Consider the following 23,693-nt stretch of genomic DNA (forward strand, 5'->3'; position numbering starts at 1 on the left):
TATCTGGAAAAGGTATTGGATGCAGGGCTGGCTGAATTGAAGTCAATTTAACAATATGTTCACGCTCTCGCCCTGGGTAATCCCCCCAAGAAGTACGCCTCGGATACATATTTCCTCCTCGAACATGGTGCCTTTGTGCTGGATAATTCCAACACCGTCTTACCCCGTATGCCCTGCGTGATGACGGCAAGCTGCTGGTGTTCATTGACGGCAAGGCACCCCTGATCTGATCGCCAGTTGCATCGCGCACAAGGGGCGGTTACGGTAAACGACCGCCCTTATTTTTAATAAAATTTCACAAACTGTATCACGTCAAGCAGTGCTTGGTTTCCAACTTCAATGTCCTATTTGCTCGTGTAACTGGTGGAGAATCGCGCTTGAGTTTCCAACTTAATTGTCGCATTGGATATCGCTAAGATATTGAAATTTTTGACTCACGAGTTTCCAACTTAAATGGTCGTAATCAGCGCCCTAAGGCTGACTGCCAATATGCACAAGGCCACCCCCAGGGGTGGCCTTGTTGTGTGCGGCGTCCGTGCGAACGGGCTACTCGCCCCGGCGCGCCGCCTCGATGGTGGCAATGTCAATCTTGTCCATCTGCATCATGGCCTCGAAGGCGCGCCTCGCAGCCTCGGGGTCGGGATCGGTGATCGCCTCGGTGAGGACCTGAGGGGTGATCTGCCAGGAGATGCCCCACTTGTCCTGACACCAGCCGCACTCGCTCGCCTGACCGCCATGGTCGATGATGGCGTGCCAGTAGCGATCCGTCTCGGCCTGGTCCTGGGTAGCCACCTGAAACGAGAACGCCCAGTTGTGGCTGACCCCGGGCCCGCCGTTGAGGCCGAGGCAGGGGATCCCCATCACCCTGAACTCGACCGTCAGCACGTCTCCTTCCTTGCCAGCGGGATAGTCGGCCGGGGCCCGGTGTACGGCACCGACGGCGGAGTCGGGGAAGAGGCTGGCGTAAAACCGTGCGGCCTCCTCGGCATTCCCGTTATACCAGAGGCAAATCCTGTTCTTGACTGGTCTCATTGTGTCGCAGCTCCATCCTGGTGTTTGTCCTTCGACGCCCGTGAGCGGGCGCCCCGATGGGTATCCTGCCGCCCGCAGCGCCTGCTGCTTCGCTGGGTGACAAGCCAGCCTGTACGCCGTTTGCCACCCGCTTGGGGCTTGCATGATGGGGTCAAGTGTAGTGGCATGGGGATCCTGGTCACCAGGCCGGGAGCTGGCATGAAGGCCGCAGCAAGAGAGGAGTCTGCCATGGACAGTACCCAGCGATTCTCGACCCGGGTCGAGGCCTATGTGAAATATCGACCCGGTTATCCCGCCGCCATGCTGGATTTTCTGGCAAGGGAGCTGGCCATGGGGCCAGAGGCCCAGGTGGCGGACATCGGCGCGGGCACCGGCATCCTGACCGCCCTGCTGGCCCCCCGGGTCGCGCGGGTCTGGGCGGTGGAGCCCAACGACGATATGCGGGCAGCCGCCAAACGGCTGCTCGCCCAGGTGGGGAACATCGGCTGGCTGCACGGCAGTGCGGAAGCCACGGGCCTGCCCACGGGGGCGATGGATCTGGTGACGGTCGCCCAGGCGTTTCACTGGTTCGATCGCGCGGCTTTTCGGCAGGAGTGCCAGCGGCTGCTCAAGCCCGGTGGCCAGGTCGCCCTCATCTGGAATGACAGGCTGACGAACACCCCGTTTCTCAGGGCCTATGAAGAGGGGCTGCACGCCTACTCGGGGGATTACGAGGAGGTCAATCATCGCAACCTCGGTGAGGCGGATTTTCGCGCCTTCTTCACCGGGGAGTACCGGCTCGATCGCTTCGAGAACAGTCAGCTGTTCGATCTTGACGGGGTGCTTGGACGGCTCAACTCCTCCTCCTATGCGCCTGTGGCGGGCACGCCGGCCCACGATCAGATGACGGCGCTCGTTCGCCGCGAGTTTGCTCGCCATGCCGTTGACGGCAAGATAGCCTTCAACTATTGCACCCTGGTCTACAGTGGCCGGGTGTAGCCCCGTTCAGCGCTGACATCCGCAGTGAAAAGGCCCCCGCCAGTGATGGCGAGGGCCTTGTTTCATTTTGGCGGTCTGTATCCGGGCGATGCGAAAGAGACCGTCGCGCGGCGAAGGGGCGGTATCAGCCCTGATCGATGCCGAGAATGGCCATGGCCTTGGCCAGGGTATCGACCGATTCCTGATGCTTGCCCGCGTTGTGCAAGGTCTCTCCGTCCGCCCTCAACTGCTTCACCTCGGCCAGTTGCTCGGCACTGAGGGCGGGGCCTGCGGCCAGGGCGTCGTCTATCTTCTTCATGTCCATGGGGCAGTGGAAGGCGAGGGCACTGCCGCAAAAGAGCAGGGCGGCCAACAACAGCATGAGTCTCATCTTTCGGATCTCCAAGTGGGGTTCCCGTCAAGCATAGCCCCGCAGGGGGAGGGCATTCGGGTTGAAGGGGGCGGGAGGCAGGGGCTACCATGACCCTTTTGTTGCGAGGAGGCTCCATGGCACTGACAAGGTTGCTGTCCCCCCTGACCAGTCTGGTGATCTTCATTCTGGGTCACGGTCTGTTCAATACCCTGCTGACGGTGCGTCTCTCCGCCGAGCAGGTGTCCGCCCAGGCCATCGGTCTGGTGTCGGCTGCCTATTTCGGCGGCCTGGTGCTGGGGACCTTCATCAATGCCCGCCTCATCATCCGGGTGGGTCATATCCGGGCCTATGCGGCTTATGCCTCCCTGCTCTGTTTTCTGTTTCTGCTGCACGGCATGGTGGTGGAGCCTGTCACCTGGGCGGCGCTGCGGCTGATCGGGGGGTTTGCCACCGGCGGCCTGTTCGTGGTGCTGGAGTCCTGGATGCTGGTCTCAAGCACCCCTGCGAACCGGGGGCGGTTGATGTCCCTCTACATGATCCTGCTGTACGGCTCACTCGCCCTGGGCCAGCTGCTGCTCAAGCAGGTGGACCCCATGGTGCTGACGCCGTTCGCCCTGTGCGCCATGGCGGCGACCCTCTCCGTGGTGCCTCTGGCTCTCTCCCGGGTGGCGACGCCGGCCATGGTGGCTCCCCAGCCGGTGGGAGTGCTGGAGCTGGTGCGCCTCACTCCGGCGGGAATGGGCAGCAGCTTTACCTCGGGCCTCATCCTCGGGGCCATCTATGGGCTGTTGCCGCTCTATTTCACCGACAGCGGCGCCTCCCTCTCCCAGGTGGCGGACATGATGGCGCTGGTGATCCTGGGGGGGATGTGTCTGCAATATCCCATCGGGCGTGCATCTGATCGTTACGACAGACGGTTGGTGATCCTGCTGCTCTGCGCCCTGCTGACCCTGATCGCGTTGTTGATGGTGCTGCTGCCGGAGCCCTGGCGCGAGCCAGTCGAGGGGACTCTTGTCTTCCTGCTGGGGGGCATGGCGTTCTCCATCTATCCCTTGAGCCTCAGCCATGCCTGCGATGAACTGCGCCCGGATCAGGTGCTGGGGGCAAACCAGGGGTTGCTGCTTGCCTACAGCCTGGGGGCCATGACGGGTCCGCTGCTGGCCCCCTTTACCATGGCAACGTTCGGACCACAGGGGCTGTTCGTCTACTTTGCCCTGTGCGGTCTGCTGCTGTCGGCCTATCTCGGCTGGCGCAGGCGTAAGCGAGCCCCCATTCCGCTGACGGAGCATCAGGTTTTCATACCTGTGCCCCCCAACACCCCCATGACGGCGGAGCTGGAGCCAAGAACGGATCTGGAAGGGGAGGCAGTGCCGGCGAGCTATGCCGTGCCTGATGCAGAAGAGAGAGCGGTGAGTGAAGAGGGGCAGGAGAGGGACGTGCCGCAGGGGCGCTGAAGGCTGGCGACCCAACGACAGGGATAAAAAAACCGACTCCAGGGAGTCGGTTTTTTGTTGGGCGGTTATCAGGCGGTCACGGCATCGGCCTGGGTAGCTTGTGCTTCCGGCGCCGGGTTGCGAATGAGGTAATCAAACGCCCCCAGGGCGGCGGTGGCACCTGCCCCCATGGAGATGATGATCTGCTTGAACGGTACCGTGGTGGCATCCCCTGCGGCATAGACGCCGGGCAGGGAGGTGGCACCCTTGGTGTCGATCTCGATTTCGCCAAATCGGGTCAGGGCCACTTCGCTCCCCTTGAGGAACTCGGTGTTCGGCACCAGACCGATCTGGACGAAGATGCCGGCCACCGCCAGATGCTTGATCTCGCCGGTAGTGCGATCTTCGTAGTCCATGCCCACCACCTTGCTGCCGTCGCCGATCACTTCGGTGGTGCGGGCGCTCATGATGATGTCGATATTGCCCATGGAACGGGCCTTCTTCTGCAGCACGTCGTCGGCACGCAGGGTATCGGCGAACTCTACCACGGTGACGTGCTCGACGATGCCGGCCAGATCGATGGCCGCCTCGATGCCGGAGTTGCCGCCACCGATCACCGCCACGCGCTTGCCCTTGAAGAAGGGGCCGTCACAGTGGGGGCAGTAGGCCACACCCTTGGTACGGTACTCGAGTTCACCCGGCACGTTCAGGTCGCGCCAGCGGGCACCGGTCGCCAGGATCACGGCGCGGCTCTTCAAGGTGGCACCGGAGGCGAGGTCCACGTTGACGTAACCATCCTTGCTGATGGCGGCGGCACGCTGCTCGGTGATCACTTCCACGCCGTACTGCTTGACGTGCTGCTCCAGGCTGGCGGCCAGCTTGGGGCCCTCGGTGTAGGGCACGGAGATGAAGTTCTCGATGCCGACGGTGTCCATCACCTGGCCACCGAAACGTTCGGCGACAATGGCGGTGCGAATGCCTTTGCGGGCGGCATAGATGGCCGCGGCGGCACCGGCCGGGCCACCGCCCACCACCAGCACGTCATAAGGCGCTTTTTCGCTCAGCTCTTGCGCCTTGCGCTCGGCAGCGCCGGTGTCGAGTTTGGCGACGATCTCTTCCAGCGAAATGCGGCCCTGGCTGAACGGCTGACCGTTCAGGTAGACGTTCGGGACCGCCATGATTTGACGCTCGTTCACCTCATCCTGGAACAGGGCACCGTCGATCATGGTGTGGGTGATGCCGGGGTTCAGGGTGGACATCAGGTTCAGGGCCTGTACCACGTCCGGACAGTTGTGGCAGGAGAGGGAAATATAGGTCTCGAAGTGGAACTCGCCCTTGAGGTTCTTCACCTGCTCCAGCACGGCCGGATCGGCCTTGGAGGGGTGACCGCCGCTTTGCAGCAGGGCGAGCACCAGGGAGGTGAATTCATGACCCATGGGAATGCCGGCAAAGTGCACGCGCGGGGCCTGGCCCTGGGGCGCGATGCTCATGGAAGGCTTGCGGGCATTGGTGCCATCGGTCAGGGAAATTTTGGGGGACATCTCGGCTATCTCGCTGGCCAATGCCAGGAGTTCGGCGGATTTGTCGCTGTCATTGCCGGACACGCTGATCTCGATGGGATTGACGATGTACTGCAAGTAACCGTTGAGTTGTTGTTTGAGGTTGGTATCTAACATGGTCGAATTCCTTCTTGCTGAATGCGGGTCGGCACGATGACCGGGTACAGAAAACAGAGGTCCACACAGCAGACCGGCGCATTTTCTGAGGGCCGTAAACAAGACCGGCCCTTGAACGGGCCGGTCTTCAGAGCGGGGAGGCTTAGATTTTGCCTACCAGATCCAGGGACGGGGCCAGGGTGGCGTCGCCTTCTTTCCACTTGGCCGGGCACACTTCACCCGGGTGGGAAGCAACGTACTGGGCAGCCTTGACCTTGCGCAGCAGTTCCAGTGCGTCACGGCCGATGCCGCCAGCGTTGATTTCAACGATCTGGATGACGCCTTGCGGGTCGATGACGAAGGTACCGCGGTCAGCCAGGCCAGCTTCTTCGATCATCACGCCGAAGTTGCGGGTGATGGTGCCGGTGGGGTCGCCGATCATCGGGTACTGGATCTTCTGGATGGTGTCAGAAGTGTCGTGCCAGGCCTTGTGGGTGAAGTGGGTGTCGGTGGAGACGGCGTAGATCTCGACGCCCAGCTTCTGGAATTCGGCGTAGTTGTCGGCCAGGTCGCCCAGCTCGGTCGGGCAGACGAAGGTGAAATCAGCCGGGTAGAAGAACACCACGGACCACTTGCCTTTCAGGTCAGCGTCAGACACCTGAACGAATTTGCCATTGTGGTAGGCGGTGGCGTTGAACGGCTTGATTTCAGTGTTGATGTAGGTAGACATGTATTTGCTCCTTGGTGATGTACATATGCCTGTCTGGTGTTGAAGAGTCGTGCCAGACGAGGCGCTTAACTTTCGATGGAGTCATCATAGTGACTTTTTCTAATCGGTCAAAGCCACAATTTTAAATCACATAAATCTATTTATTAGATAGACCATCACAACTGTACCTAACATGAATATCTCAGGCCTTCGGAGATAACTCATTGTCGAAGTTCAATTTCTGTCCTGCATGTCACATTTTCAAGGGCTGGGCCGGATTTGTTTTCATTGCGTGAGCAGAGAAGGGGGCAGACGAGGCGGCGCAGTAGAAAAAAGAGGGATAAAAAAATCCCGGCGCCGTCGCACAGACAGGGCCGGGTCATCAAACAAGGAATGGCGATAAATATGCTTTACAGCAAAGACTAACTACGGGGTGTGCAAACTTGCAGACATATGAAGAGAAGATGGCGGGTGCACAATCCTCATCTCCTTTTCGGCAACCATTGCATGGTGGGCATCATAGTGTGATGAATGTCACAACGCAAGTTTTGTGGTGTAATTTTACAGTCAAATTGAAAGTGTCTCACTTGAATAGCCGTTTAATTAGGCTGAAAACGCTTTTATTGTAATTTTATTACATAATTTTAAGATCAAAAGTCGGTTGGGGGCTCCTGCTCCTCCATCAGCTCCAGCAGATTGATGGCCACGGCGATGAAGTCCGACTCGGTGACGATGCCAACCAGCTTGCGCCCCTTGAGTACCGGCAGACAGCCATATTTGTGGCGCTGCAGATACAGAGCTGCCTCCTTGATGCCGGCGTGGGGATCCACGCTCGCCACCTGACGGGTCATGATCTCGTCGAGCTGGACGCTGTCGGTGAACTCCGCCTCCCGCTCGGGGTTGATCAGCAGCAGCTTGGATTCACGGGTGGCCAGGATGTCCGAGAGGGTGACCAGACCGAGCAGATGCTGGTGTTCATCGACGATGGGAACGTGACGGATCCGCTCCTGCTGCATCAGCTCCATCGCCTGCTTGACGCTGTTTTCCGGACCCAGGGTAAAGGGGTGTTCAGTCATGATCTCGGAGAGGGTCATCATGGTGGGCCTCCTTGTGTGTCTGCTTCCACCCTAGCCCAGCCCCCGTCGCCAGAACATGATCGGGGTCAATACAAAACCTTAAAGGTTTTTTAACGGGCCCAACCTCACAAAATGGCCCGCTATCCCTTGTCTTCCTTGGGTTTTTAGTCTTTTGGGTTGCCTTGGAAGAGGGGGATAACTAGACTAGCCGCCGATTCCCCCGAGGTGAAAGATGCAAGTATCCGATTTTCATTTTGATCTGCCAGACGAGCTGATTGCCCGCTACCCCATGGCGGAGCGTACCGCCAGCCGCCTGCTGCAGCTCGATGGTCAAACCGGCGCCCTGCGCCACGGTCATTTTGTCGATGTGCTTGACCAGCTCAACCCCGGCGATCTGCTGGTGTTCAACAATACCCGAGTTATTCCGGCCCGCATGTTTGGCCAGAAGGCCAGCGGCGGCAAGCTGGAGGTGCTGGTGGAGCGCATTCTGGACGAGCACAGCGTGCTGGCGCACGTCCGCTCGTCCAAGTCCCCCAAGCCAGGTACCCGTCTCCTTCTGGATGGCGGTGCCGACGGCGTGCCCGTCGAGGCCGAGATGCGTGCCCGCCACGACGCTCTGTTCGAGATCCACTTCCTCGACCCGCGCCCTGTGCTGACCATTCTGGATGCCATCGGCCACATGCCGTTGCCTCCCTATATCGACCGCCCCGACGAGGATGCCGACAAGGAGCGCTACCAGACCGTCTACAACCAGAAGCCGGGTGCCGTGGCGGCGCCGACCGCCGGTCTGCACTTCGACGAGCCGCTGCTCGAGCAGATCCGTGCCAAGGGCGTGGAGATGGCCTTCGTGACCCTGCACGTGGGCGCGGGCACCTTCCAGCCGGTGCGCGTCGACAAGATTGAAGATCACCACATGCACTCGGAATACGCCGAAGTGCCCCAGGAGGTGGTGGATGCCATCGCGGCGACCCGCGCCCGCGGCGGTCGGGTGGTTGCGGTGGGCACCACGTCGGTACGATCCCTCGAGAGCGCAGCCAAGGCGACCCTGGCCCAGGGCAAGCCGCTGGCGCCCTTCTTCAATGACACCGACATCTTCATCTTCCCCGGTTACGAGTTCCAGGTGGTCGATGCCATGATCACCAACTTCCACCTGCCCGAATCCACCCTGATCATGCTGGTCAGCGCCTTTGCCGGCTATGACAACGTGATGGCCGCCTATCAGGCCGCCGTGGCGGGACAGTACCGTTTCTTCAGCTACGGGGACGCCATGTTCGTCACCCGTCGCCGGGTGCAGGGTTAAGCCTTGCCCTTCAGAAGTCGTTCAGGCTCTGCTTGTCAGTATGCCGGCCGGCTTCATATTACCGGGCCCCTCGGGCCCTTTGTTGTCAGACTGTTTCTCTGACTGAATAGAGGTAGCAATGAAATTTGAATTGAAAACCACCGATGGGCGTGCCCGTCGCGGTCAACTGGTGTTCGAGCGTGGCGTGGTCCAGACCCCGGCCTTCATGCCGGTCGGCACCTACGGCACCGTCAAGGGGATGACACCGGAAGAGGTGCGTGAGACCGGTGCCCAGATCCTGCTTGGCAACACCTTCCACCTCTGGCTGCGCCCGGGTCAGGAAGTGATGCGCGCCCACGGCGATCTGCACGACTTCATGAACTGGCAGGGGCCGATCCTGACCGACTCCGGTGGTTTCCAGGTATTCAGTCTGGGGCACATCCGCAAGATCACCGAGGAGGGGGTGCACTTCCGTCATCCCATCAACGGCGAGAAGATCTTCCTCGATCCCGAGAAGTCCATGGAGATCCAGTACGATCTGGGTTCCGACATCGTGATGATCTTCGACGAGTGCACCCCGTACCCGGCCACTTACGAGGAAGCGCGCAAGTCCATGGAGATGTCCCTGCGCTGGGCCAAGCGCTCCCGTGACAAGTTCGATGCGCTCGGCAACAAGAACGCCCTGTTCGGCATCATCCAGGGTTCTGTCTACGAACCGCTGCGGGATGTGTCGCTGGACGGTCTCCTTGAGATCGGCTTCGACGGTTACGCGGTCGGCGGTCTCGCCGTGGGTGAGCCCAAAGAGGACATGCATCGCATCCTTGACCATGTCTGCCCGAAAATTCCGGCCGACAAGCCGCGCTACCTGATGGGGGTGGGCAAGCCGGAGGATCTGGTGGAAGGGGTGCGCCGCGGTATCGACATGTTCGACTGCGTGATGCCGACCCGCAACGCCCGCAACGGTCATCTCTTTACCACCGATGGCGTGGTCAAGATCCGCAACGCCAAGTACCGGGAAGACACCAGCACCCTGGATGCGGACTGCGATTGCTACACCTGCAAGAACTACACCCGCAGCTATCTGTACCATCTGGACAAGTGCAACGAGATCCTCGGTGCCCGTCTGAATACCATCCACAACCTGCGTTATTACCAGCGCGTGATGCAGGGTTTGCGGGACGCGATCGAGCAGGGTAAATTAGACGACTTTGTAACTGAGTTTTACCGTCGGCAAGGGAAGCCTGTGCCTCCACTGGCTGAAAATGACGTGAAATAACAACGACATATAAGTTAGTATTCAAATCTACATCAATAAGAGGTTGTTAAATGAGCATTATCTCCAAGGCGTATGCAGAAGGCGCGGCTCCGGCAGCACAGGGTGGTGGCATGGAAATGATCATCATGCTGGCCGTGTTCGGTCTCATCTTCTACTTCATGATCTACCGTCCCCAGGCCAAGCGTGCCAAGGAGCATCGCAATCTGATGAGCTCCCTCTCCAAGGGCGACGAAGTGCTCACTTCCGGTGGCCTGGTCGGCAAGATCGCCAAGGTTTCCGCCGACAGCGACTACATTGTGCTGGCCCTGAACGATCAGACCCAGGTCACCATCAAGCGTGACTTCGTCTCTGCCGTTCTGCCCAAGGGTTCTATCCAGTCCCTCTAATCTCCCGAGGAGCACAGCGTGTTAAATCGCTATCCGCTGTGGAAATACCTGATGGTGATCGTCGTGATCGCCATCGGTTTTCTATATGCAGCCCCCAATCTTTACGGCGAAGACCCGGCCTTGCAGGTCTCTGCCAGCCGTGGTGCCGAAGTCAAACTAGAAACCCTCGATCAGGTGAAGGAAACCCTCGACGAGGCGAAGATCCCGGTCAAGCATGCGGCGTTCGAGCACGGCTTCATCCTGATCCGTTTCAACAACACCGAAGACCAGCTCAAGGCGCGCGACATCGTGGCCAACAAGCTGGGCGACAATTTCATCACCGCCCTCAACCTGGCTCCGTCCACCCCCGCCTGGCTTGAGGCCATCGGCGCGGCGCCCCTGAAGCTCGGTCTTGACCTGCGGGGCGGTGTGCACTTCCTGATGGAAGTGGACATGGCCGAAGCGCTGGCCAAGCAGCAGGAACAGATGGTGCAGGATTTCCGCGCCGAGCTGCGCACCCAGAAGATCCGCTACTCCGGTGTACGCCGGGTCGGGGATCAGGTGCAGGTGGTCTTCCGTGACGAGACCGATCAGGCCAAGGCACTCTCCTTCCTGCGTCGCCAGAATGCGGATCTTGTCTTCACCACAGACCAGAAAGGGGATGACTTCATCCTGCTGGCCAGTCTGAGCGAAGCCAAGGTCAAAGAGGTGAAGAAGTATGCCCTCGAGCAGAACATCACCATCATCCGCAACCGGGTGAACGAACTGGGTGTGGCCGAGCCGCTGGTCCAGCAGCAGGGCGGCGAGCGTATCATCGTCGAGCTGCCGGGGATCCAGGACACCGCCCGTGCCAAGGAGATCCTGGGGGCCACCGCGACCCTGGAGTTCCACATGGTCGATGAGGCTGCCGATATCCAGGCCGCTGCCGCAGGCCGCGTGCCGCCGAGCTCCAAGGTCTACAACGATCGCAACGGTCGTCCCGTGGTACTGCAAAAGCGCGTGATCCTGACCGGTGACCACATCGTGGGTGCCCAGTCCGGTTTCGATGAATACAGCCGTCCCCAGGTCAACATCAAGCTCGATGGTCAGGGTGGCAACAAGATGGCCAACTTTACCAAGGACAACGTTGGCAAGGGCATGGCGACCGTCTTCATCGAGTACAAGCCGGTGGGTCAGCCTGGTCCGGACGGCAAGCGCAAGTTCCGCAAGCAGGAGGAGGTGATCAACGTCGCCACCATCCAGTCTCGCCTGGGTAGCCAGTTCCGCATCACCGGGATCGACAATGCCAACGAAGCCCACAACCTGGCGCTGCTGCTGCGTGCCGGTGCCCTGATTGCCCCCATCCAGATCGTCGAAGAGCGCACCATAGGCCCGAGCCTGGGTCAGCAGAACATCGACAGCGGGATGGAAGCCATCGGCTGGGCCATGCTGGTGATCGTGCTCTTCATGGGGATCTACTACCGTGCCTTCGGCTGGGTGGCCAATCTGGCGCTGACCATGAACCTGGTGCTCATCGTCGGTATCATGTCGATGATCCCGGGGGCCACCATGACCCTGCCGGGCATCGCCGGTATCGTGTTGACGCTGGGGATGGCGGTGGATGCGAACGTGCTGATCTACGAGCGTATTCGTGAAGAGATCCGCAATGGTCGCGGGGTGCAGCAAGCCATTCACCTGGGCTTTGATCGCGCCTTCTCCACCATCGCCGACTCCAACGTCACCTCGCTCATCACCTGCGTGATCCTGTTCGGTATCGGTACCGGTGCCATCAAGGGCTTCGCCCTGACCCTCGGGATCGGCCTGACGGCGTCCATGTTCACTGCCATCACGGTATCCCGCGCCATCATCAACCTGGCCTGGGGTGGACGGCGCATCGACAAGCTGCCGATCTAAGGAAGAGACATGTTTCAAATTCTACATTTTGAAAAGCCCATCCCCTTCATGCGTTTCGCCAAGCTGGGTATGGTCCTCTCTGCTCTGGTGACGGTGCTCGCCCTCTACGTTCTGTACGATCGTGGCCTGAACTGGGGGCTGGACTTCACCGGCGGTACCACCATCGAGGTGGGGTTCCAGCAGTCGGTGAGCCTGGACAAGATGCACGAGGCGCTGGATCAGCAGAAGATTGACGGGGCGACCCTGCAGTTCTTCGGCTCCAGCCGTGATGTGCTGGTGCGCATGGCCCCGCAAGAGGGCGTCAAGGTCGAGCAGCAGGGCAACGAGGTCCTGGCGGCCGCCAAGCTGGTCGACGAGAGCGCCGTGCTCAAGCGTGTCGAGTTCGTCGGTCCCTCCGTGGGTGACGAGCTGGCCACCGACGGTGCCCTGGCCATGCTGGCCTCCATCCTCTGTATCCTGATCTACGTGGCGGTGCGCTTCGAGTGGCGTCTGGCCACGGGGGGCATCCTCTCCCTGGCTCACGACGTGATCATCACCCTCGGCATCTTCGCCTACTTCCAGTACGAGTTCGACCTGACCGTGCTGGCGGCGCTGATGACGCTGGTGGGGTACTCCCTGAACGACACCATCGTCGTGTTCGACCGGGTGCGGGAGAATTTCCGCAAGGTACGCCGTGGGGACACCGCGGAGATCATGGACCTCTCCATGACCGAGACCCTGAGCCGGACCATCATCACCTCGGGGTTGACCTTCGTGGTGGTGGTGGCGCTGCTGCTCAAAGGCGGGCCTCTGATCCACGGTTTCTCCATCGCCATGGTGATCGGGGTGGCTTTCGGGACCTACTCCTCCATCTATGTGGCGAGCGCCTCAGCCATGTTCCTCGGGATCAAGCGGGAGCACATGCTGCCGACCCAGGTGGAAAAAGAGGGCGCGGATCAGCAAGAGATCCTGCCGTAACAGACAAGGGCGCCGCAAGGCGCCCTTTCTCTTGTGGCCGGGGTGAGTCATGATGCTCCCCACAACCCAGCATCCATTACCCAAAGCAAGGAGCAAGCCCATGCAACACAATCCCCGTTTTCTGGCCCTGGTAGAGGCCATCCGCCCGCAGGTGCAGGAAACCGATGTGCATCAGATCAAGCGCTGGCAGGATGAGGGCCGAGCATTTCATCTGATCGACGTGCGCGAAGAGAGCGAGTGGGCCAGGGGCCATCTGCCGGGGGCCACCTATCTCGGGCGCGGGGTGATAGAGCGTGACATCGAGACCCGGTATCCGGATCCCGACACCGAACTCTACCTCTATTGTGGTGGGGGATTTCGCTCCATCCTGGTGGCGGATAACCTGCAGAAGATGGGTTATTCCCGGGTCGTCAGCGTCGATGGAGGCTTTCGCGGCTGGAGCGATGCCGGATACCCTGTCGAATCCTGATTTATTTGAGGGAGAGGGGCTGCGCCACATGACAAACGGCCCCGTGATCTTTACCATATGCGGGGTCAAGCGTAAGCGTCGGAGTGTTCATTGAACGTCAGGATAGGGATTGGATACCTCACGGGTATCCTGTTGTTGCTCCCCTTGTGGGGTTGCAGCAGTAGCAGTCAGGTAAAAGCGCCTCAAGTTCCCAAGCCGCAACCCGCTTCACTGGTATTGGCGACCCCCTTGCAGGTCTCCTACCAGAGCGAGTTGGCGTTGGCGCGACTCGGGCAGATGCTCAGTGAAATGGAATTGACGACCGAACAGCGGGCAGAACTCTTTTATGAGCGTGCCGTGGTGTTTGACCGGGTGGGCTTGCGTTCCCTGGCGCGACTCGACTTCAACCGCGCCCTGCGGGAGAAGCCGGATTTTGCCGAGGCCTACAACTTTATCGGTGTCTATCTGGTTCAACAGCAGAACTACGACGAGGCCTATGAGGCGTTCGACTCCGCCCTGGAGCTCGCCCCGGATTACGACTACGCCTATCTCAACCGGGGAATCGCGCTCTATTACGGCAATCGCCCCGAGCTTGCCGCGGCGGATATGAAGCGCTTCTACGAGGCGCAACCAGAAGACCCTTATCGGGTGATCTGGCTCTATCTGGCCGAGCAGAAGCTCAACGGACCGGCGGCCATGAGCCGGATGCGCGAGCGGCTCAACAAGTATGACGACGACGCCTGGAACTGGGATCTGGTGCGCCTCTATACGGGCGACATCAATGCCACCCAGTTGATGAGCAACGTGGTGAAAGGGGTCAAGGACAACAGGGAGCTCGCCGAGCGCCTGTGCGAGACCTACTTCTACCTCGGCAAGTTCGAGCTGGCCAAGGGTAACCGCAAGGAAGCCATCAGCTACTTCAAGCTGGCGCTGGCCAACAACGTCTATGACTTCATCGAGCATCGCTATGCCTTGCTGGAGCTGGAACTGATGGCGCGCAAGCCCCAGCCACCCGGAGCCCAGGGCAAGAGCGGCAAAGCGTGACTAAACGGGTTTGAACCCCATGAAAAAGGCCTCTTGACGAGGCCTTTTTGCTGTCTGGTTACACGGGTTGTACCGCTACTCCACCAGGCTCATGCCGGGGATCTGGCGCCAGTAACCGTTGCAGTCCCGCTCCTGCTGCAGGGGCAGGGGGGCCATCCCCTGTTCGTTGGCCTTGAAGCGCTCCAGCATCGTCAGGGTCTCCATGCCTTCGGGCGAGAGGCGCACTACATCCACCAGCCCCTCCATCCCCTTGAGCTCGTTGCCCAGGTTGTAGCAGTAACCGGACTGAGTCTGGATGCCGTTGAGGTTGAACACCTTCTGCCCCTCGCGGCTGCTGGCAAGCCGGCCGGTGGGGTAGTGGATGCAGGCCAGTTCGCAGTTGTCCTTGGGCCGGTCGAGGGAGCGGGCGGTGAAGCAGCGTGCCGAGTAGGCGAGCGGCAGATGACCATAGGCGAACACCTCCACCTCGAACTGCTGGCGCTCCCTGCCCAGATCCTGATTGAGCTGCATCAGCCAGTCGCGGGAGAGCTCCACCGGCATCACCCAGCGCTGCATTCCCTGTTTGAGCAGCATGCGCAGCACGTCGGCGTTGTAGGCGTTGATGGCGGGGCCGCAGACGAACGGCAGCCCGGCTTCACTGGCGAGCTGGACGGCCCCCAGATCGTTGGCCTCGATCATCAGCGCGCCGTTGTCGACCAGCCGCTTGACCTCCTTGAGCTCGGAGGGGGCAGAGATCAGCGCCAGCGTGGAGAGCACCGCCTGCCTGCCGGAGCCCGCCACCTGACGGGCGAGGGCAATCCAGTCATCCACTTTCAGTTCGCGCCGCTTGCTGCAGACGGTTTCCCCCAGATAGACGATGTCGGCCTGGCTGGCGGCGGCCGCCTGATAGAAGGCCTGGGTGTCGGCCTTGGGCCAGTAGAAGAGCAAGGGCCCGAGTGAGAATTTCATGAACAGGGCTCCTTATTGCCACTGGCGATGATAGGCACCGAGGGTGGTCTGGCTCCCCTCGGAGACGCGGGCGAGCTGGGCATCCCACTCAGCCTTGACCTGATAGGCCTCGGGGTTGGCCTGATAGGCGTCGATGGCGGCGCGCCAGACCCGGGTCACCTGCTCCACATAGGCGGGGCTGCGCTGGCGTCCCTCGATCTTGACCGACTGGATGCCGGTCTGGAACAGCTCGGGCAGGAGGCCAAGGGTGTTGAGGCTGGTGGGCTCCTCAAGCGCGTGATAGGTCTGGCCATCCACCTCGAAGCGCCCCTTGCACAGGGTCGGGTAGCCGGCGTTTTCCCCCGGGCCGTAACGATCGATCAGCACCTCGTTGAGGCGGGATTCGAGGCCGCTCGGGGTCTCCTCCCAGCGCACGAACTTGGCCGGTGAGCAGGCGCCGACGGTGTTGGGGCTCTCGCCGGTCATGTAGGAGGAGAGGTAGCAGCGCCCCTCCGCCATGATGCAGAGGCTGCCGAAGGCGAACACCTCAAGGCCGACGTCGGTCTCGCGGGCCAGCTGCCTGACCTGATGCATGGAGAGCACCCGCGGCAGCACCACCCGGCCGACGTTGAAGTGCTGCTGGTAGAAGCGGATGGCAGCGGCGTTGGTGGCGCTGGCCTGGACCGAGACATGCAGCTCCATGTCGGGATGGCGGCGGCTGGCATAATCGAGCACGGCGAGATCGGCGATGATCAGGGCATCGGCACCGAGCGCCACCCCTTTGTCCACGGCCTGCTTCCAGCGGGCATCGGAGCCCGGGTGGGCAAAGGTATTGATGGCGATGTGCAGCTTGCGGCCATGCTGGTGTACATAGTCAACCGCTCTTTCCAGCTTGCTGTCGGTGAAGTTGAGCCCGGCGAAATGGCGGGCGTTGGTGTCATCCTTGAAGCCGATATAGACCGCATCGGCCCCGTTATCCACGGCTGTTTTCAGTGCTGGCAAACTGCCTGCCGGACAGAGTAATTCCATCGGGTACGCTCCGAGAGGGCAAAAAATGCAAAAGTGGCCCGATTGTATTCACCGGCGTCCTTCCACTTTTTGACCTGAGGCAGCTTTGTGTGGCTTTACCCTTCTTGAGGTAAGTGGGCACAAGTTTGATTTCCAACAGGATCATGGCTGCGGCCCTGTGCTTGAATGCGCAAAAAACTGGGAGTTTATCGTGTTTCAACAACTGCAACGTCGCCTGGTCGAACAGGCTCCCCACATTCTGCGCCATCCTCTCAAACTGGTGCCATTTTCCTTGCAGAAGAACCTGATGGAGCGCCTGCTGGCCAGCGTGTTCAAAGAGGCCATCACAGATGGCGACTTTGAATTTCTGGCAGGCAAGTGGCTCAAGGTCGAAGTCTCTGATCTGGAGCTCTGCTGGTTTATCAGCGAGCGGGAGGGAAAATTGGTGGTGGCAAGGAAGTGTGAGCATGCCGATGTCTGTTTCAGCGGCAATAGCCAGGATCTTGTTCTGATCGCTGGGCGCCGTGAAGACCCGGATTCCCTCTTCTTCCAGCGCAAGCTGAAGATTGAAGGGAACACCGAGTTGGGTCTGGAGGTGAAAAACCTGATGGACAGCCTGGATCTGGACGGGCTGGGATTGATGAAATACCCCCTGATGGATCTGGCGACCTTTATCGAGCGGGCCCGCGAGACGCACGTGCCCACTGCCGCGACAATGAGCTGAGCCGTTTTCTTGCCCGAGTGCTGCGGAACAGGTGAACTTGAGCCGCAGTACCCCACTGTCAGCGTGACCACGCAGGGTGGGGATGTATCATCTGTCTGTTTGTGCAGAAATGCCTGGTCGGAAGCGGTGCCAAAATAGCGATTGGTTATGTTACAATTGCGCGCCATTTTTGACTGAAGATTGACTGGGGATGTTGGATCAGATTCGTATCGTGTTGGTAAACACCTCTCACACCGGCAACATGGGATCCGCGGCGCGGGCCATGAAGACCATGGGGCTGACTCAACTGGTGCTGGTCGATCCCCAGGCCCAGCCGGATGAGGAGGCCGTCGCCCTGGCAGCGGGGGCCAGCGATATCCTGACTCGCGCCCGTATCGTGCCGACCCTGGATGAAGCCATTGCCAACTGTGGTCTGGTCATCGGCACCAGTGCCCGTTCCCGCACCTTGAGCTGGCCCATGCTGGATCCCCGTGAAGCGGGCGAGAAGCTGGTTGCCGAGGGCATGGAGCACCCGGTCGCGCTGGTGTTTGGCCGTGAACGCACCGGTCTCACCAATGACGAACTGCAAAAATGCCACTTCCATGTGGCCATTCCCGCCAATCCAGAATACAGCTCCCTCAATCTGGCCATGGCAGTGCAGACCCTTTGTTACGAGGTGCGGATGCGCTGGCTGGAAGTACAGAACCAGGAGCATTCGGCCCCGGAGGATGAGCGGGTCGAGTACCCAAGCGCCCAGCAACTGGAAGGGTTTTATCAGCATCTGGAGCAGACGCTGCAAAAGACGGGATTCATTGCCGATGACCATCCAGGCCATGTGATGAGCAAACTGCGTCGTCTATTCAATCGGGCCAGACCCGAAGCGGTGGAGTTGAACATCCTGCGGGGCATTCTCACCTCTGTCCAGAAGTCCAGGGTACAGGATTAATCCCGACTGATTTACTCAAGCATATACTTGACTGATTTAGTCGGGTATGTGACCATATGCCACATATTGATTGGTTCGCAAGACGGTAAGGCATATGAGACTGACCTCAAAAGGACGTTACGCGGTGACAGCCATGCTCGACGTGGCGTTGCATGCAGAGCAGGGGCCCGTGCCCCTGGCTGATATTTCAGAGCGCCAGGGCATCTCCTTGTCCTATCTGGAACAACTGTTTGCCCGTCTGCGCAAGCATGGTCTGGTGAGCAGCGTACGTGGCCCCGGTGGCGGCTATCGCCTCGGTCTGGCCCCTGGCGAGATTTCGGTCGGTCAGGTGATCACCGCGGTCGATGAATCGGTCGATGCGACCAAGTGCCTCGGCAAAGGGGGCTGCCACGGTGGTACCCAGTGCCTGACCCACTCCTTGTGGCGGGATCTGAGCGAACGCATCTCCAGTTTCCTGGGGGATATCACCCTGGCCGAGCTGGTTGGTCAGGCCGATGTGCGCCGTATCGCCGGCAAGCAAGATGAACAAATGAAGACCGTGTTGTCCCTGGTTGATCGGGCCGAACGCGGTGATGTGAGCTTGAAAGTCCAACTATAAACGTGCTTTCCACGACGAGTCGCTGTGTGACCCCGTCGTAACGGAGAAAAAGATGAAACTGCCTATTTACCTTGATTATTCGGCAACCTGTCCGGTGGACCCGCGTGTCGCAGAAAAAATGATGCAGTGCCTCACCATGGACGGCCTGTTCGGCAACCCAGCCTCCCGTTCCCACCGTTTCGGCTGGCAGGCCGAAGAGGCGGTGGATCTGGCCCGTAATCAAGTGGCAGAGCTGATCGGCGCGGACCCGCGCGAGATCGTCTTTACCTCCGGTGCGACCGAGTCCAACAACCTGGCCATCAAGGGCATCGCCCATTTCTACGCCGGCAAGGGCAAGCACATCGTCACCTCCAAGACCGAGCACAAAGCCGTGCTGGATACCTGCCGCCAACTTGAGCGGGAAGGCTATGAGGTGACCTACCTCGAGCCCATGCCCAATGGCCTGTTCACTCTAGAGCAGATCGAAGGCGCCCTGCGTGATGACACCATCCTGGTCAGCATCATGCACGCCAACAACGAGATCGGGGTGGTGCAAGACATCGCTGCCATCGGCGAGCTGTGCCGTTCCCGCAAGATCCTGCTGCACGTGGACGCCGTCCAGAGCGTGGGCAAGATCCCGGTCGACGTGGAAGCACTCAAGGTTGATCTGCTCTCCATGTCCGCCCACAAGGTATACGGCCCGAAAGGCATTGGCGCCCTGTATGTGCGCCGCAAGCCCCGTGTTCGTCTGGAAGCCCAGATGCACGGCGGTGGCCACGAGCGCGGCATGCGCTCCGGTACCCTGGCAACCCACCAGATCGTCGGCATGGGGGAAGCCTTCCGCATCGCCAAGGAAGAGATGGCGAGCGAGAGCCAGCACATCATGGCCCTGCGCCAGCGTCTGTGGGATGGCATCAAGAACATCGAAGAAGTCTATATCAACGGGGATCTGGATCAGCGTGTACCGGGTAACCTGAACGTCAGCTTCGCCTATGTGGAAGGGGAATCCCTCATCATGGCACTGAAGGATCTGGCGGTCTCTTCCGGTTCTGCCTGTACCTCGGCCAGCCTGGAACCTTCCTACGTGCTGCGCGCCCTGGGTCTGAACGACGAGCTGGCACACAGCTCCATCCGTTTCAGCATCGGTCGCTTCACCACCGAAGAAGAGATCGACTACGCAATCAAGCTCATCTGCGACTCTATCGGTCGTCTGCGCGAGATGTCCCCCCTGTGGGAGATGTTCAAGGATGGCGTCGATCTGAACACGGTCGAATGGGCACATCACTGATCCTTGCCAGCATGGCAAGGGTCTGGTGAACAACGGAATTAGCAGGAGTTAGATATGGCTTACAGTGAAAAAGTAATCGACCACTACGAGAATCCCCGCAACGTCGGTGGTTTTGACAAGAACGATCCCAGCGTCGCCACCGGCATGGTCGGTGCACCGGCCTGTGGTGACGTCATGAAGCTGCAACTGAAGATCAGCGACGATGGCATCATCGAAGATGCCAAGTTCAAGACCTACGGCTGTGGTTCCGCCATCGCCTCCAGCTCCCTGGTGACCGAGTGGGTCAAGGGCAAGACCCTGGACGAAGCGGCCGGTATCAAGAACACCGACATCGCCGAAGAGCTGGCGCTGCCGCCGGTGAAGATCCACTGCTCCATTCTGGCGGAGGATGCCATCAAGGCCGCCATCGCCGATTACAAGCAGAAGAAAGGTCTTTAAGGTCCGGAGAGCAGTATGGCCATAACCATGACAGATGCCGCAGCGGCGCGGGTTTCCTCCTTCATGATCAACCGGGGCAAGGGCATCGGCCTGCGCCTCGGCGTCAAGACGACCGGCTGTTCTGGCCTTGCCTATGTGCTCGAGTTCGTGGATGAGCTGGCTGCCGAGGATCAGGTGTTCGAGCAGAAAGGCGTCAAGATCATCGTGGATGCCAAGAGCCTGATCCACCTGGATGGCACCGAGCTGGACTTCGTGAAGGAAGGCCTCAACGAGGGCTTCCAGTTCAACAACCCGAATGCCAAGGGCGAATGTGGTTGTGGCGAAAGCTTCAGCGTGTAAGTGGTTCGATTGACCGATCGCCCATGTTTGCAACGCCTCGCAGCCACAAGGGTGAGCCCTGTTGCGGCGAGTCTCTTGTGATCAACACCTTGCTCATCAACACAGTGGTGTGGACGCCAGTCCATGCCACTGCTTTCAAGTTCAAGACGAGTGTGGTTGCACTCCCAGCGCTATTGTCTGAGGATGAAGGATGAATCATTTCGAGCTGTTCGGGCTGGCTGAGGGCTTCGAGCTCGATACTCGCCAACTGGCTGACACCTATCGTCAGTTGCAGACCCAGTTCCATCCCGATCGTTTTGCGACTGCCCCCGAGCGGGAGCAGCTGGCTGCCGTGCAGCGTGCTGCCCAGATCAACGATGCGTTTACCACCCTCAAGACCCCCTTGCGCCGAGCCGAGTACCTGCTCTCCTTGCGGGGCACCGATATTCGCGGCGAGCAGCAGACACTGCAAGATCCTGCCTTTCTGATGCAACAGCTGGAGTGGCGAGAGCGGCTGGCTGATCTCAAGGGCGACGCCGACCCTGAGGGGGCCATCAAGGATTTTCGCCAGGAGATCAGGCATGATCACCAGGCGTTGATGCAACGGCTGGCCGACTCTCTCACCAGGGGTGAGGATCTGCAGGCGGCGGATTGCGTTCGCAAGCTCAAATTTGTCGACAAGCTCCTCGAGGAGCTGGAACGATTCGAAGACTCGCTGTTCGAGTCTTGACCCTCTAACGCAGGAATTGTGATTACCCATGGCATTACTGCAAATTGCCGAGCCAGGCCAGAGCGCCGCGCCTCACCAGCATAAACGTGCCGTCGGCATCGATCTTGGCACCACCAACTCCCTGGTCGCCGCCGTGCGCAGCGGCCAGGCCGACACCCTCTGTGACGAGCAGGGGCGTGATCTGCTGCCTTCCGTGGTCCATTACCAGGCCGATACCATCCGGGTTGGCTTCGATGCCAAGCGTGAGGCGGCCCTCGATCCCCACAACACCATCGTCTCGGTCAAGCGGATGATGGGCAAGGCGCTGGCCGACATCGATACCCGCCAGCAACCCTATCAATTCGTGGCGGCCGACAACGGCATGCCGCAATTGCAGACCCGCCAGGGGCTGGTCAATCCGGTGCAGGTCTCTGCCGAGATCCTGAAAAAACTGGCCGAGCGCGGTGCCGCGTCCCTCGGGGGAGACCTCGACGGCGTGGTCATCACGGTGCCCGCCTATTTTGACGATGCCCAGCGTCAGGGTACCAAGGACGCGGCCAGACTGGCCGGTCTGCACGTACTGCGCCTGCTGAACGAGCCCACCGCGGCGGCCATCGCCTATGGCCTCGACTCCGGCCAGGAAGGGGTGATCGCCGTCTATGACCTGGGTGGCGGAACCTTCGATATCTCCATCCTGCGTCTGCATCGCGGGGTGTTTGAGGTGATGGCCACCGGTGGCGACTCGGCACTCGGTGGTGACGATTTTGACCATCTGCTGGCGGACTGGCTCAAAGAGCAAGCCGGGTTGTCCGGTCAGCTCGATGCCCGTACCCAGCGCGAGTTGCTGGATGCGGCGGCCAGCATCAAGCACGGCCTCACCGATGCCGATGCCGTTACCTGCACCTTTGCCGGCTGGCAGGGTACCGTCACCCGCAGCCAGTTTGACGAGCTGATCCAGCCCCTGGTCAAGCGCACCCTGCAGGCCTGTCGGCGCGCCCTGCGCGATGCGGGTCTCGAGCAGGAAGAGGTGCTGGAAGTGGTGATGGTCGGTGGCTCGACCCGGGTGCCGCTGGTGCGCGAGCGGGTGGGCGAGTTCTTCGGCCGCACCCCCTTGACCAGCATCGACCCTGACAAGGTGGTGGCCATCGGTGCCGCCATCCAGGCCGACATCCTGGTGGGCAACAAGCCCGACGCCGAGATGCTGCTGCTGGACGTCATCCCGCTTTCCTTAGGGTTAGAGACCATGGGCGGCCTCGCCGAGAAGGTGATCCCGCGCAATACCACCATTCCGGTGGCCCGCGCCCAGGAGTTCACCACCTTCAAGGATGGCCAGACCGCAATGGCCATCCACGTGGTGCAGGGGGAGCGCGAGTTGGTGGCGGATTGCCGCTCCCTGGCCCGCTTCACCCTGACCGGCATTCCGCCCATGGCGGCCGGCGCCGCCCACATTCGCGTCACCTTCCAGGTGGATGCGGACGGTCTGCTGTCGGTCAGCGCCATGGAGAAATCCTCCGGCGTGCAGGCCGAGATCCAGGTCAAGCCCTCCTACGGGCTGGGGGAAGATGACATCCTCAACATGCTGAGCGCTTCCATCGCCAATGCCCAGCAGGACATGGACGCCCGTATGCTGGCGGAGCAGCAGGTCGAGGCCGACCGGGTGGTCGAGAGCCTCAACGCCGCCCTGGCCGCCGATGGCGAGGCTTTATTGAGCCCCGCCGAGCGGGCCGAGCTGGATGCCGCCATCGCCCATCTGCTGACCATGCGCAGCACGGGCACCACCAACCAGATCAAAGAGGCCATCGAGGCGGCGGATGCTGCCAGTGGCGAATTTGCAGCCCGCCGGATGGATGCCTCCATCCGCAAGGTGCTGACCGGACAAAACGTCAACAAGGTGTGATATGCCAAAACTGATTATTCTGCCCCATCCCGAGCTCTGTCCGGACGGCGCAGCCCTCGAAGGTGCGACCGGTGAAACCATTCTGGATATCGCGCTGCGCAATGGCATCGAGATCGAGCACGCTTGCGAGAAGTCCTGTGCGTGTACTACCTGCCACTGCGTGGTGCGGGAAGGGTTCGACTCCCTCGAGCCGAGCGACGAGCTGGAAGACGACATGCTGGACAAGGCGTGGGGGCTGGAGCCGGAATCCCGTCTCAGCTGCCAGGCCAGACTGGCGGACGAGGATCTGGTGGTGGAACTGCCCAAGTACACCCTGAATCTGGCGTCCGAGCGCCACTGATGACCCCTTAATTACACATGAGTGAATTGCGCGTGCAGCATCTCA

At 60.5% G+C, this 23,693-nt stretch carries 25 protein-coding genes; 18 read left to right on the forward strand and 7 right to left on the reverse strand.

Features of this window, described 5'->3' with window-relative positions; translation table 11 throughout:
* Window positions 1-546: 546 nt before the first annotated feature.
* Window positions 547-1,032 (reverse strand): VOC family protein, encoded by a 486-nt coding sequence (locus tag PG879_RS17295; protein WP_160837367.1) that lies wholly within the window; start codon window positions 1,030-1,032, stop codon window positions 547-549.
* 228 nt (window positions 1,033-1,260) lie between these two features.
* On the opposite strand from PG879_RS17295, the gene PG879_RS17300 reads away from it, so the two are divergent.
* Window positions 1,261-2,010, forward strand: a complete 750-nt coding sequence (locus PG879_RS17300; protein ID WP_266140024.1) for a class I SAM-dependent methyltransferase — start codon at window positions 1,261-1,263, stop codon at window positions 2,008-2,010.
* A gap of 124 nt (window positions 2,011-2,134) precedes the next feature.
* On the opposite strand, the gene PG879_RS17305 is transcribed toward PG879_RS17300, so the two are convergent.
* A complete protein-coding gene (locus PG879_RS17305; protein ID WP_041215012.1) occupies window positions 2,135-2,380 on the reverse strand; it encodes a hypothetical protein in 246 nt (81 codons plus the stop codon).
* 116 nt (window positions 2,381-2,496) lie between these two features.
* Here PG879_RS17305 and PG879_RS17310 point away from each other — a divergent pair, with 116 nt between their 5' ends.
* Window positions 2,497-3,816 (forward strand): MFS transporter, encoded by a 1,320-nt coding sequence (locus tag PG879_RS17310; protein ID WP_266140023.1) that lies wholly within the window; start codon window positions 2,497-2,499, stop codon window positions 3,814-3,816.
* Window positions 3,817-3,884: 68 nt separating this feature from the next.
* Here PG879_RS17310 and ahpF read toward each other — a convergent pair whose 3' ends face one another.
* The 3 genes from ahpF to PG879_RS17325 all read right to left on the reverse strand — a co-directional run bounded on the left by ahpF (window position 3,885) and on the right by PG879_RS17325 (window position 7,256).
* Entirely contained in the window at window positions 3,885-5,471 is a 1,587-nt protein-coding gene (gene ahpF, locus PG879_RS17315; protein WP_039038739.1) for an alkyl hydroperoxide reductase subunit F, read from the reverse strand.
* A 142-nt stretch (window positions 5,472-5,613) separates the two neighbouring features.
* Complete coding sequence (ahpC, locus tag PG879_RS17320) at window positions 5,614-6,180, reverse strand: alkyl hydroperoxide reductase subunit C (protein ID WP_010675074.1); 567 nt, start codon at window positions 6,178-6,180, stop codon at window positions 5,614-5,616.
* A 629-nt stretch (window positions 6,181-6,809) separates the two neighbouring features.
* Window positions 6,810-7,256, reverse strand: a complete 447-nt coding sequence (locus PG879_RS17325; protein WP_010675073.1) for a CBS domain-containing protein — start codon at window positions 7,254-7,256, stop codon at window positions 6,810-6,812.
* Window positions 7,257-7,467: 211 nt separating this feature from the next.
* On the opposite strand from PG879_RS17325, the gene queA reads away from it, so the two are divergent.
* The 7 genes from queA to nlpI all read left to right on the forward strand — a co-directional run bounded on the left by queA (window position 7,468) and on the right by nlpI (window position 14,497).
* Window positions 7,468-8,535 carry a tRNA preQ1(34) S-adenosylmethionine ribosyltransferase-isomerase QueA gene (gene queA / locus PG879_RS17330; RefSeq protein WP_010675072.1) on the forward strand — a complete coding sequence of 356 codons (1,068 nt, stop codon included), beginning with the start codon at window positions 7,468-7,470 and terminating at the stop codon, window positions 8,533-8,535.
* 118 nt (window positions 8,536-8,653) lie between these two features.
* Entirely contained in the window at window positions 8,654-9,790 is a 1,137-nt protein-coding gene (gene tgt, locus PG879_RS17335) for a tRNA guanosine(34) transglycosylase Tgt (protein ID WP_010675071.1), read from the forward strand.
* Window positions 9,791-9,840: 50 nt separating this feature from the next.
* Entirely contained in the window at window positions 9,841-10,176 is a 336-nt protein-coding gene (yajC, locus tag PG879_RS17340) for a preprotein translocase subunit YajC (protein WP_010675070.1), read from the forward strand.
* Window positions 10,177-10,194: 18 nt separating this feature from the next.
* Window positions 10,195-12,048, forward strand: a complete 1,854-nt coding sequence (gene secD / locus PG879_RS17345; RefSeq protein ID WP_270830507.1) for a protein translocase subunit SecD — start codon at window positions 10,195-10,197, stop codon at window positions 12,046-12,048.
* A 9-nt stretch (window positions 12,049-12,057) separates the two neighbouring features.
* A complete protein-coding gene (secF, locus tag PG879_RS17350; RefSeq protein ID WP_039038736.1) occupies window positions 12,058-13,005 on the forward strand; it encodes a protein translocase subunit SecF in 948 nt (315 codons plus the stop codon).
* A 100-nt stretch (window positions 13,006-13,105) separates the two neighbouring features.
* Window positions 13,106-13,474: a rhodanese-like domain-containing protein gene (locus PG879_RS17355; RefSeq protein ID WP_039038735.1), complete on the forward strand. Its 369-nt coding sequence runs from the start codon at window positions 13,106-13,108 to the stop codon at window positions 13,472-13,474.
* A gap of 90 nt (window positions 13,475-13,564) precedes the next feature.
* Window positions 13,565-14,497 carry a lipoprotein NlpI gene (gene nlpI / locus PG879_RS17360; protein ID WP_280520777.1) on the forward strand — a complete coding sequence of 311 codons (933 nt, stop codon included), beginning with the start codon at window positions 13,565-13,567 and terminating at the stop codon, window positions 14,495-14,497.
* 75 nt (window positions 14,498-14,572) lie between these two features.
* Here nlpI and PG879_RS17365 read toward each other — a convergent pair whose 3' ends face one another.
* Both PG879_RS17365 and ubiU read right to left on the reverse strand, forming a co-directional pair.
* Window positions 14,573-15,445: a U32 family peptidase gene (locus tag PG879_RS17365; RefSeq protein WP_010675065.1), complete on the reverse strand. Its 873-nt coding sequence runs from the start codon at window positions 15,443-15,445 to the stop codon at window positions 14,573-14,575.
* Window positions 15,446-15,457: 12 nt separating this feature from the next.
* The gene (gene ubiU / locus PG879_RS17370; protein ID WP_010675064.1) at window positions 15,458-16,453 is read right to left on the reverse strand and encodes a ubiquinone anaerobic biosynthesis protein UbiU; all 996 of its coding nucleotides are present in this window, start codon (window positions 16,451-16,453) and stop codon (window positions 15,458-15,460) included.
* A gap of 190 nt (window positions 16,454-16,643) precedes the next feature.
* On the opposite strand from ubiU, the gene ubiT reads away from it, so the two are divergent.
* The 9 genes from ubiT to fdx all read left to right on the forward strand — a co-directional run bounded on the left by ubiT (window position 16,644) and on the right by fdx (window position 23,648).
* Window positions 16,644-17,156, forward strand: a complete 513-nt coding sequence (gene ubiT, locus PG879_RS17375) for a ubiquinone anaerobic biosynthesis accessory factor UbiT (RefSeq protein WP_124243926.1) — start codon at window positions 16,644-16,646, stop codon at window positions 17,154-17,156.
* Between the two features lie 190 nt (window positions 17,157-17,346).
* Complete coding sequence (trmJ, locus tag PG879_RS17380) at window positions 17,347-18,081, forward strand: tRNA (cytosine(32)/uridine(32)-2'-O)-methyltransferase TrmJ (protein ID WP_270830508.1); 735 nt, start codon at window positions 17,347-17,349, stop codon at window positions 18,079-18,081.
* Between the two features lie 94 nt (window positions 18,082-18,175).
* Window positions 18,176-18,679, forward strand: coding sequence for a Fe-S cluster assembly transcriptional regulator IscR (gene iscR, locus PG879_RS17385; RefSeq protein ID WP_025327241.1), 504 nt, complete (start codon window positions 18,176-18,178; stop codon window positions 18,677-18,679).
* A 52-nt stretch (window positions 18,680-18,731) separates the two neighbouring features.
* Window positions 18,732-19,946: an IscS subfamily cysteine desulfurase gene (locus PG879_RS17390; RefSeq protein ID WP_010675060.1), complete on the forward strand. Its 1,215-nt coding sequence runs from the start codon at window positions 18,732-18,734 to the stop codon at window positions 19,944-19,946.
* Between the two features lie 54 nt (window positions 19,947-20,000).
* The gene (gene iscU / locus PG879_RS17395; RefSeq protein WP_010675059.1) at window positions 20,001-20,384 is read left to right on the forward strand and encodes a Fe-S cluster assembly scaffold IscU; all 384 of its coding nucleotides are present in this window, start codon (window positions 20,001-20,003) and stop codon (window positions 20,382-20,384) included.
* Between the two features lie 15 nt (window positions 20,385-20,399).
* Window positions 20,400-20,723 carry an iron-sulfur cluster assembly protein IscA gene (gene iscA, locus PG879_RS17400; RefSeq protein WP_010675058.1) on the forward strand — a complete coding sequence of 108 codons (324 nt, stop codon included), beginning with the start codon at window positions 20,400-20,402 and terminating at the stop codon, window positions 20,721-20,723.
* A 190-nt stretch (window positions 20,724-20,913) separates the two neighbouring features.
* Window positions 20,914-21,432 (forward strand): co-chaperone HscB, encoded by a 519-nt coding sequence (gene hscB, locus PG879_RS17405; RefSeq protein WP_210555991.1) that lies wholly within the window; start codon window positions 20,914-20,916, stop codon window positions 21,430-21,432.
* A gap of 28 nt (window positions 21,433-21,460) precedes the next feature.
* Window positions 21,461-23,308 carry a Fe-S protein assembly chaperone HscA gene (gene hscA, locus PG879_RS17410; protein WP_264787680.1) on the forward strand — a complete coding sequence of 616 codons (1,848 nt, stop codon included), beginning with the start codon at window positions 21,461-21,463 and terminating at the stop codon, window positions 23,306-23,308.
* A gap of 1 nt (window position 23,309) precedes the next feature.
* The gene (fdx, locus tag PG879_RS17415; protein WP_005299781.1) at window positions 23,310-23,648 is read left to right on the forward strand and encodes an ISC system 2Fe-2S type ferredoxin; all 339 of its coding nucleotides are present in this window, start codon (window positions 23,310-23,312) and stop codon (window positions 23,646-23,648) included.
* Window positions 23,649-23,693 lie beyond the last annotated feature (45 nt).

The sequence above is a fragment of the Aeromonas sp. QDB63 genome (genome assembly GCF_027707425.1).
GTDB lineage: Bacteria > Pseudomonadota > Gammaproteobacteria > Enterobacterales > Aeromonadaceae > Aeromonas > Aeromonas caviae.

Bases quoted from the DNA above. Each gene is read 5' to 3' on its own strand.
- PG879_RS17295 (WP_160837367.1), bottom strand. From the start codon at position 1,032: ATGAGACCAGTCAAGAACAGGATTTGCCTCTGGTATAACGGGAATGCC.
- iscA (WP_010675058.1), top strand. From the start codon at position 20,400: ATGGCCATAACCATGACAGATGCCGCAGCGGCGCGGGTTTCCTCCTTC.
- PG879_RS17325 (WP_010675073.1), bottom strand. From the start codon at position 7,256: ATGATGACCCTCTCCGAGATCATGACTGAACACCCCTTTACCCTGGGT.
- PG879_RS17310 (WP_266140023.1), top strand. From the start codon at position 2,497: ATGGCACTGACAAGGTTGCTGTCCCCCCTGACCAGTCTGGTGATCTTC.
- ahpF (WP_039038739.1), bottom strand. From the start codon at position 5,471: ATGTTAGATACCAACCTCAAACAACAACTCAACGGTTACTTGCAGTAC.
- secF (WP_039038736.1), top strand. From the start codon at position 12,058: ATGTTTCAAATTCTACATTTTGAAAAGCCCATCCCCTTCATGCGTTTC.
- hscB (WP_210555991.1), top strand. From the start codon at position 20,914: ATGAATCATTTCGAGCTGTTCGGGCTGGCTGAGGGCTTCGAGCTCGAT.
- queA (WP_010675072.1), top strand. From the start codon at position 7,468: ATGCAAGTATCCGATTTTCATTTTGATCTGCCAGACGAGCTGATTGCC.
- trmJ (WP_270830508.1), top strand. From the start codon at position 17,347: ATGTTGGATCAGATTCGTATCGTGTTGGTAAACACCTCTCACACCGGC.
- PG879_RS17305 (WP_041215012.1), bottom strand. From the start codon at position 2,380: ATGAGACTCATGCTGTTGTTGGCCGCCCTGCTCTTTTGCGGCAGTGCC.
- PG879_RS17355 (WP_039038735.1), top strand. From the start codon at position 13,106: ATGCAACACAATCCCCGTTTTCTGGCCCTGGTAGAGGCCATCCGCCCG.
- tgt (WP_010675071.1), top strand. From the start codon at position 8,654: ATGAAATTTGAATTGAAAACCACCGATGGGCGTGCCCGTCGCGGTCAA.
- hscA (WP_264787680.1), top strand. From the start codon at position 21,461: ATGGCATTACTGCAAATTGCCGAGCCAGGCCAGAGCGCCGCGCCTCAC.
- iscU (WP_010675059.1), top strand. From the start codon at position 20,001: ATGGCTTACAGTGAAAAAGTAATCGACCACTACGAGAATCCCCGCAAC.
- iscR (WP_025327241.1), top strand. From the start codon at position 18,176: ATGAGACTGACCTCAAAAGGACGTTACGCGGTGACAGCCATGCTCGAC.
- ubiU (WP_010675064.1), bottom strand. From the start codon at position 16,453: ATGGAATTACTCTGTCCGGCAGGCAGTTTGCCAGCACTGAAAACAGCC.
- PG879_RS17390 (WP_010675060.1), top strand. From the start codon at position 18,732: ATGAAACTGCCTATTTACCTTGATTATTCGGCAACCTGTCCGGTGGAC.
- PG879_RS17300 (WP_266140024.1), top strand. From the start codon at position 1,261: ATGGACAGTACCCAGCGATTCTCGACCCGGGTCGAGGCCTATGTGAAA.
- fdx (WP_005299781.1), top strand. From the start codon at position 23,310: ATGCCAAAACTGATTATTCTGCCCCATCCCGAGCTCTGTCCGGACGGC.
- PG879_RS17365 (WP_010675065.1), bottom strand. From the start codon at position 15,445: ATGAAATTCTCACTCGGGCCCTTGCTCTTCTACTGGCCCAAGGCCGAC.
- yajC (WP_010675070.1), top strand. From the start codon at position 9,841: ATGAGCATTATCTCCAAGGCGTATGCAGAAGGCGCGGCTCCGGCAGCA.
- ahpC (WP_010675074.1), bottom strand. From the start codon at position 6,180: ATGTCTACCTACATCAACACTGAAATCAAGCCGTTCAACGCCACCGCC.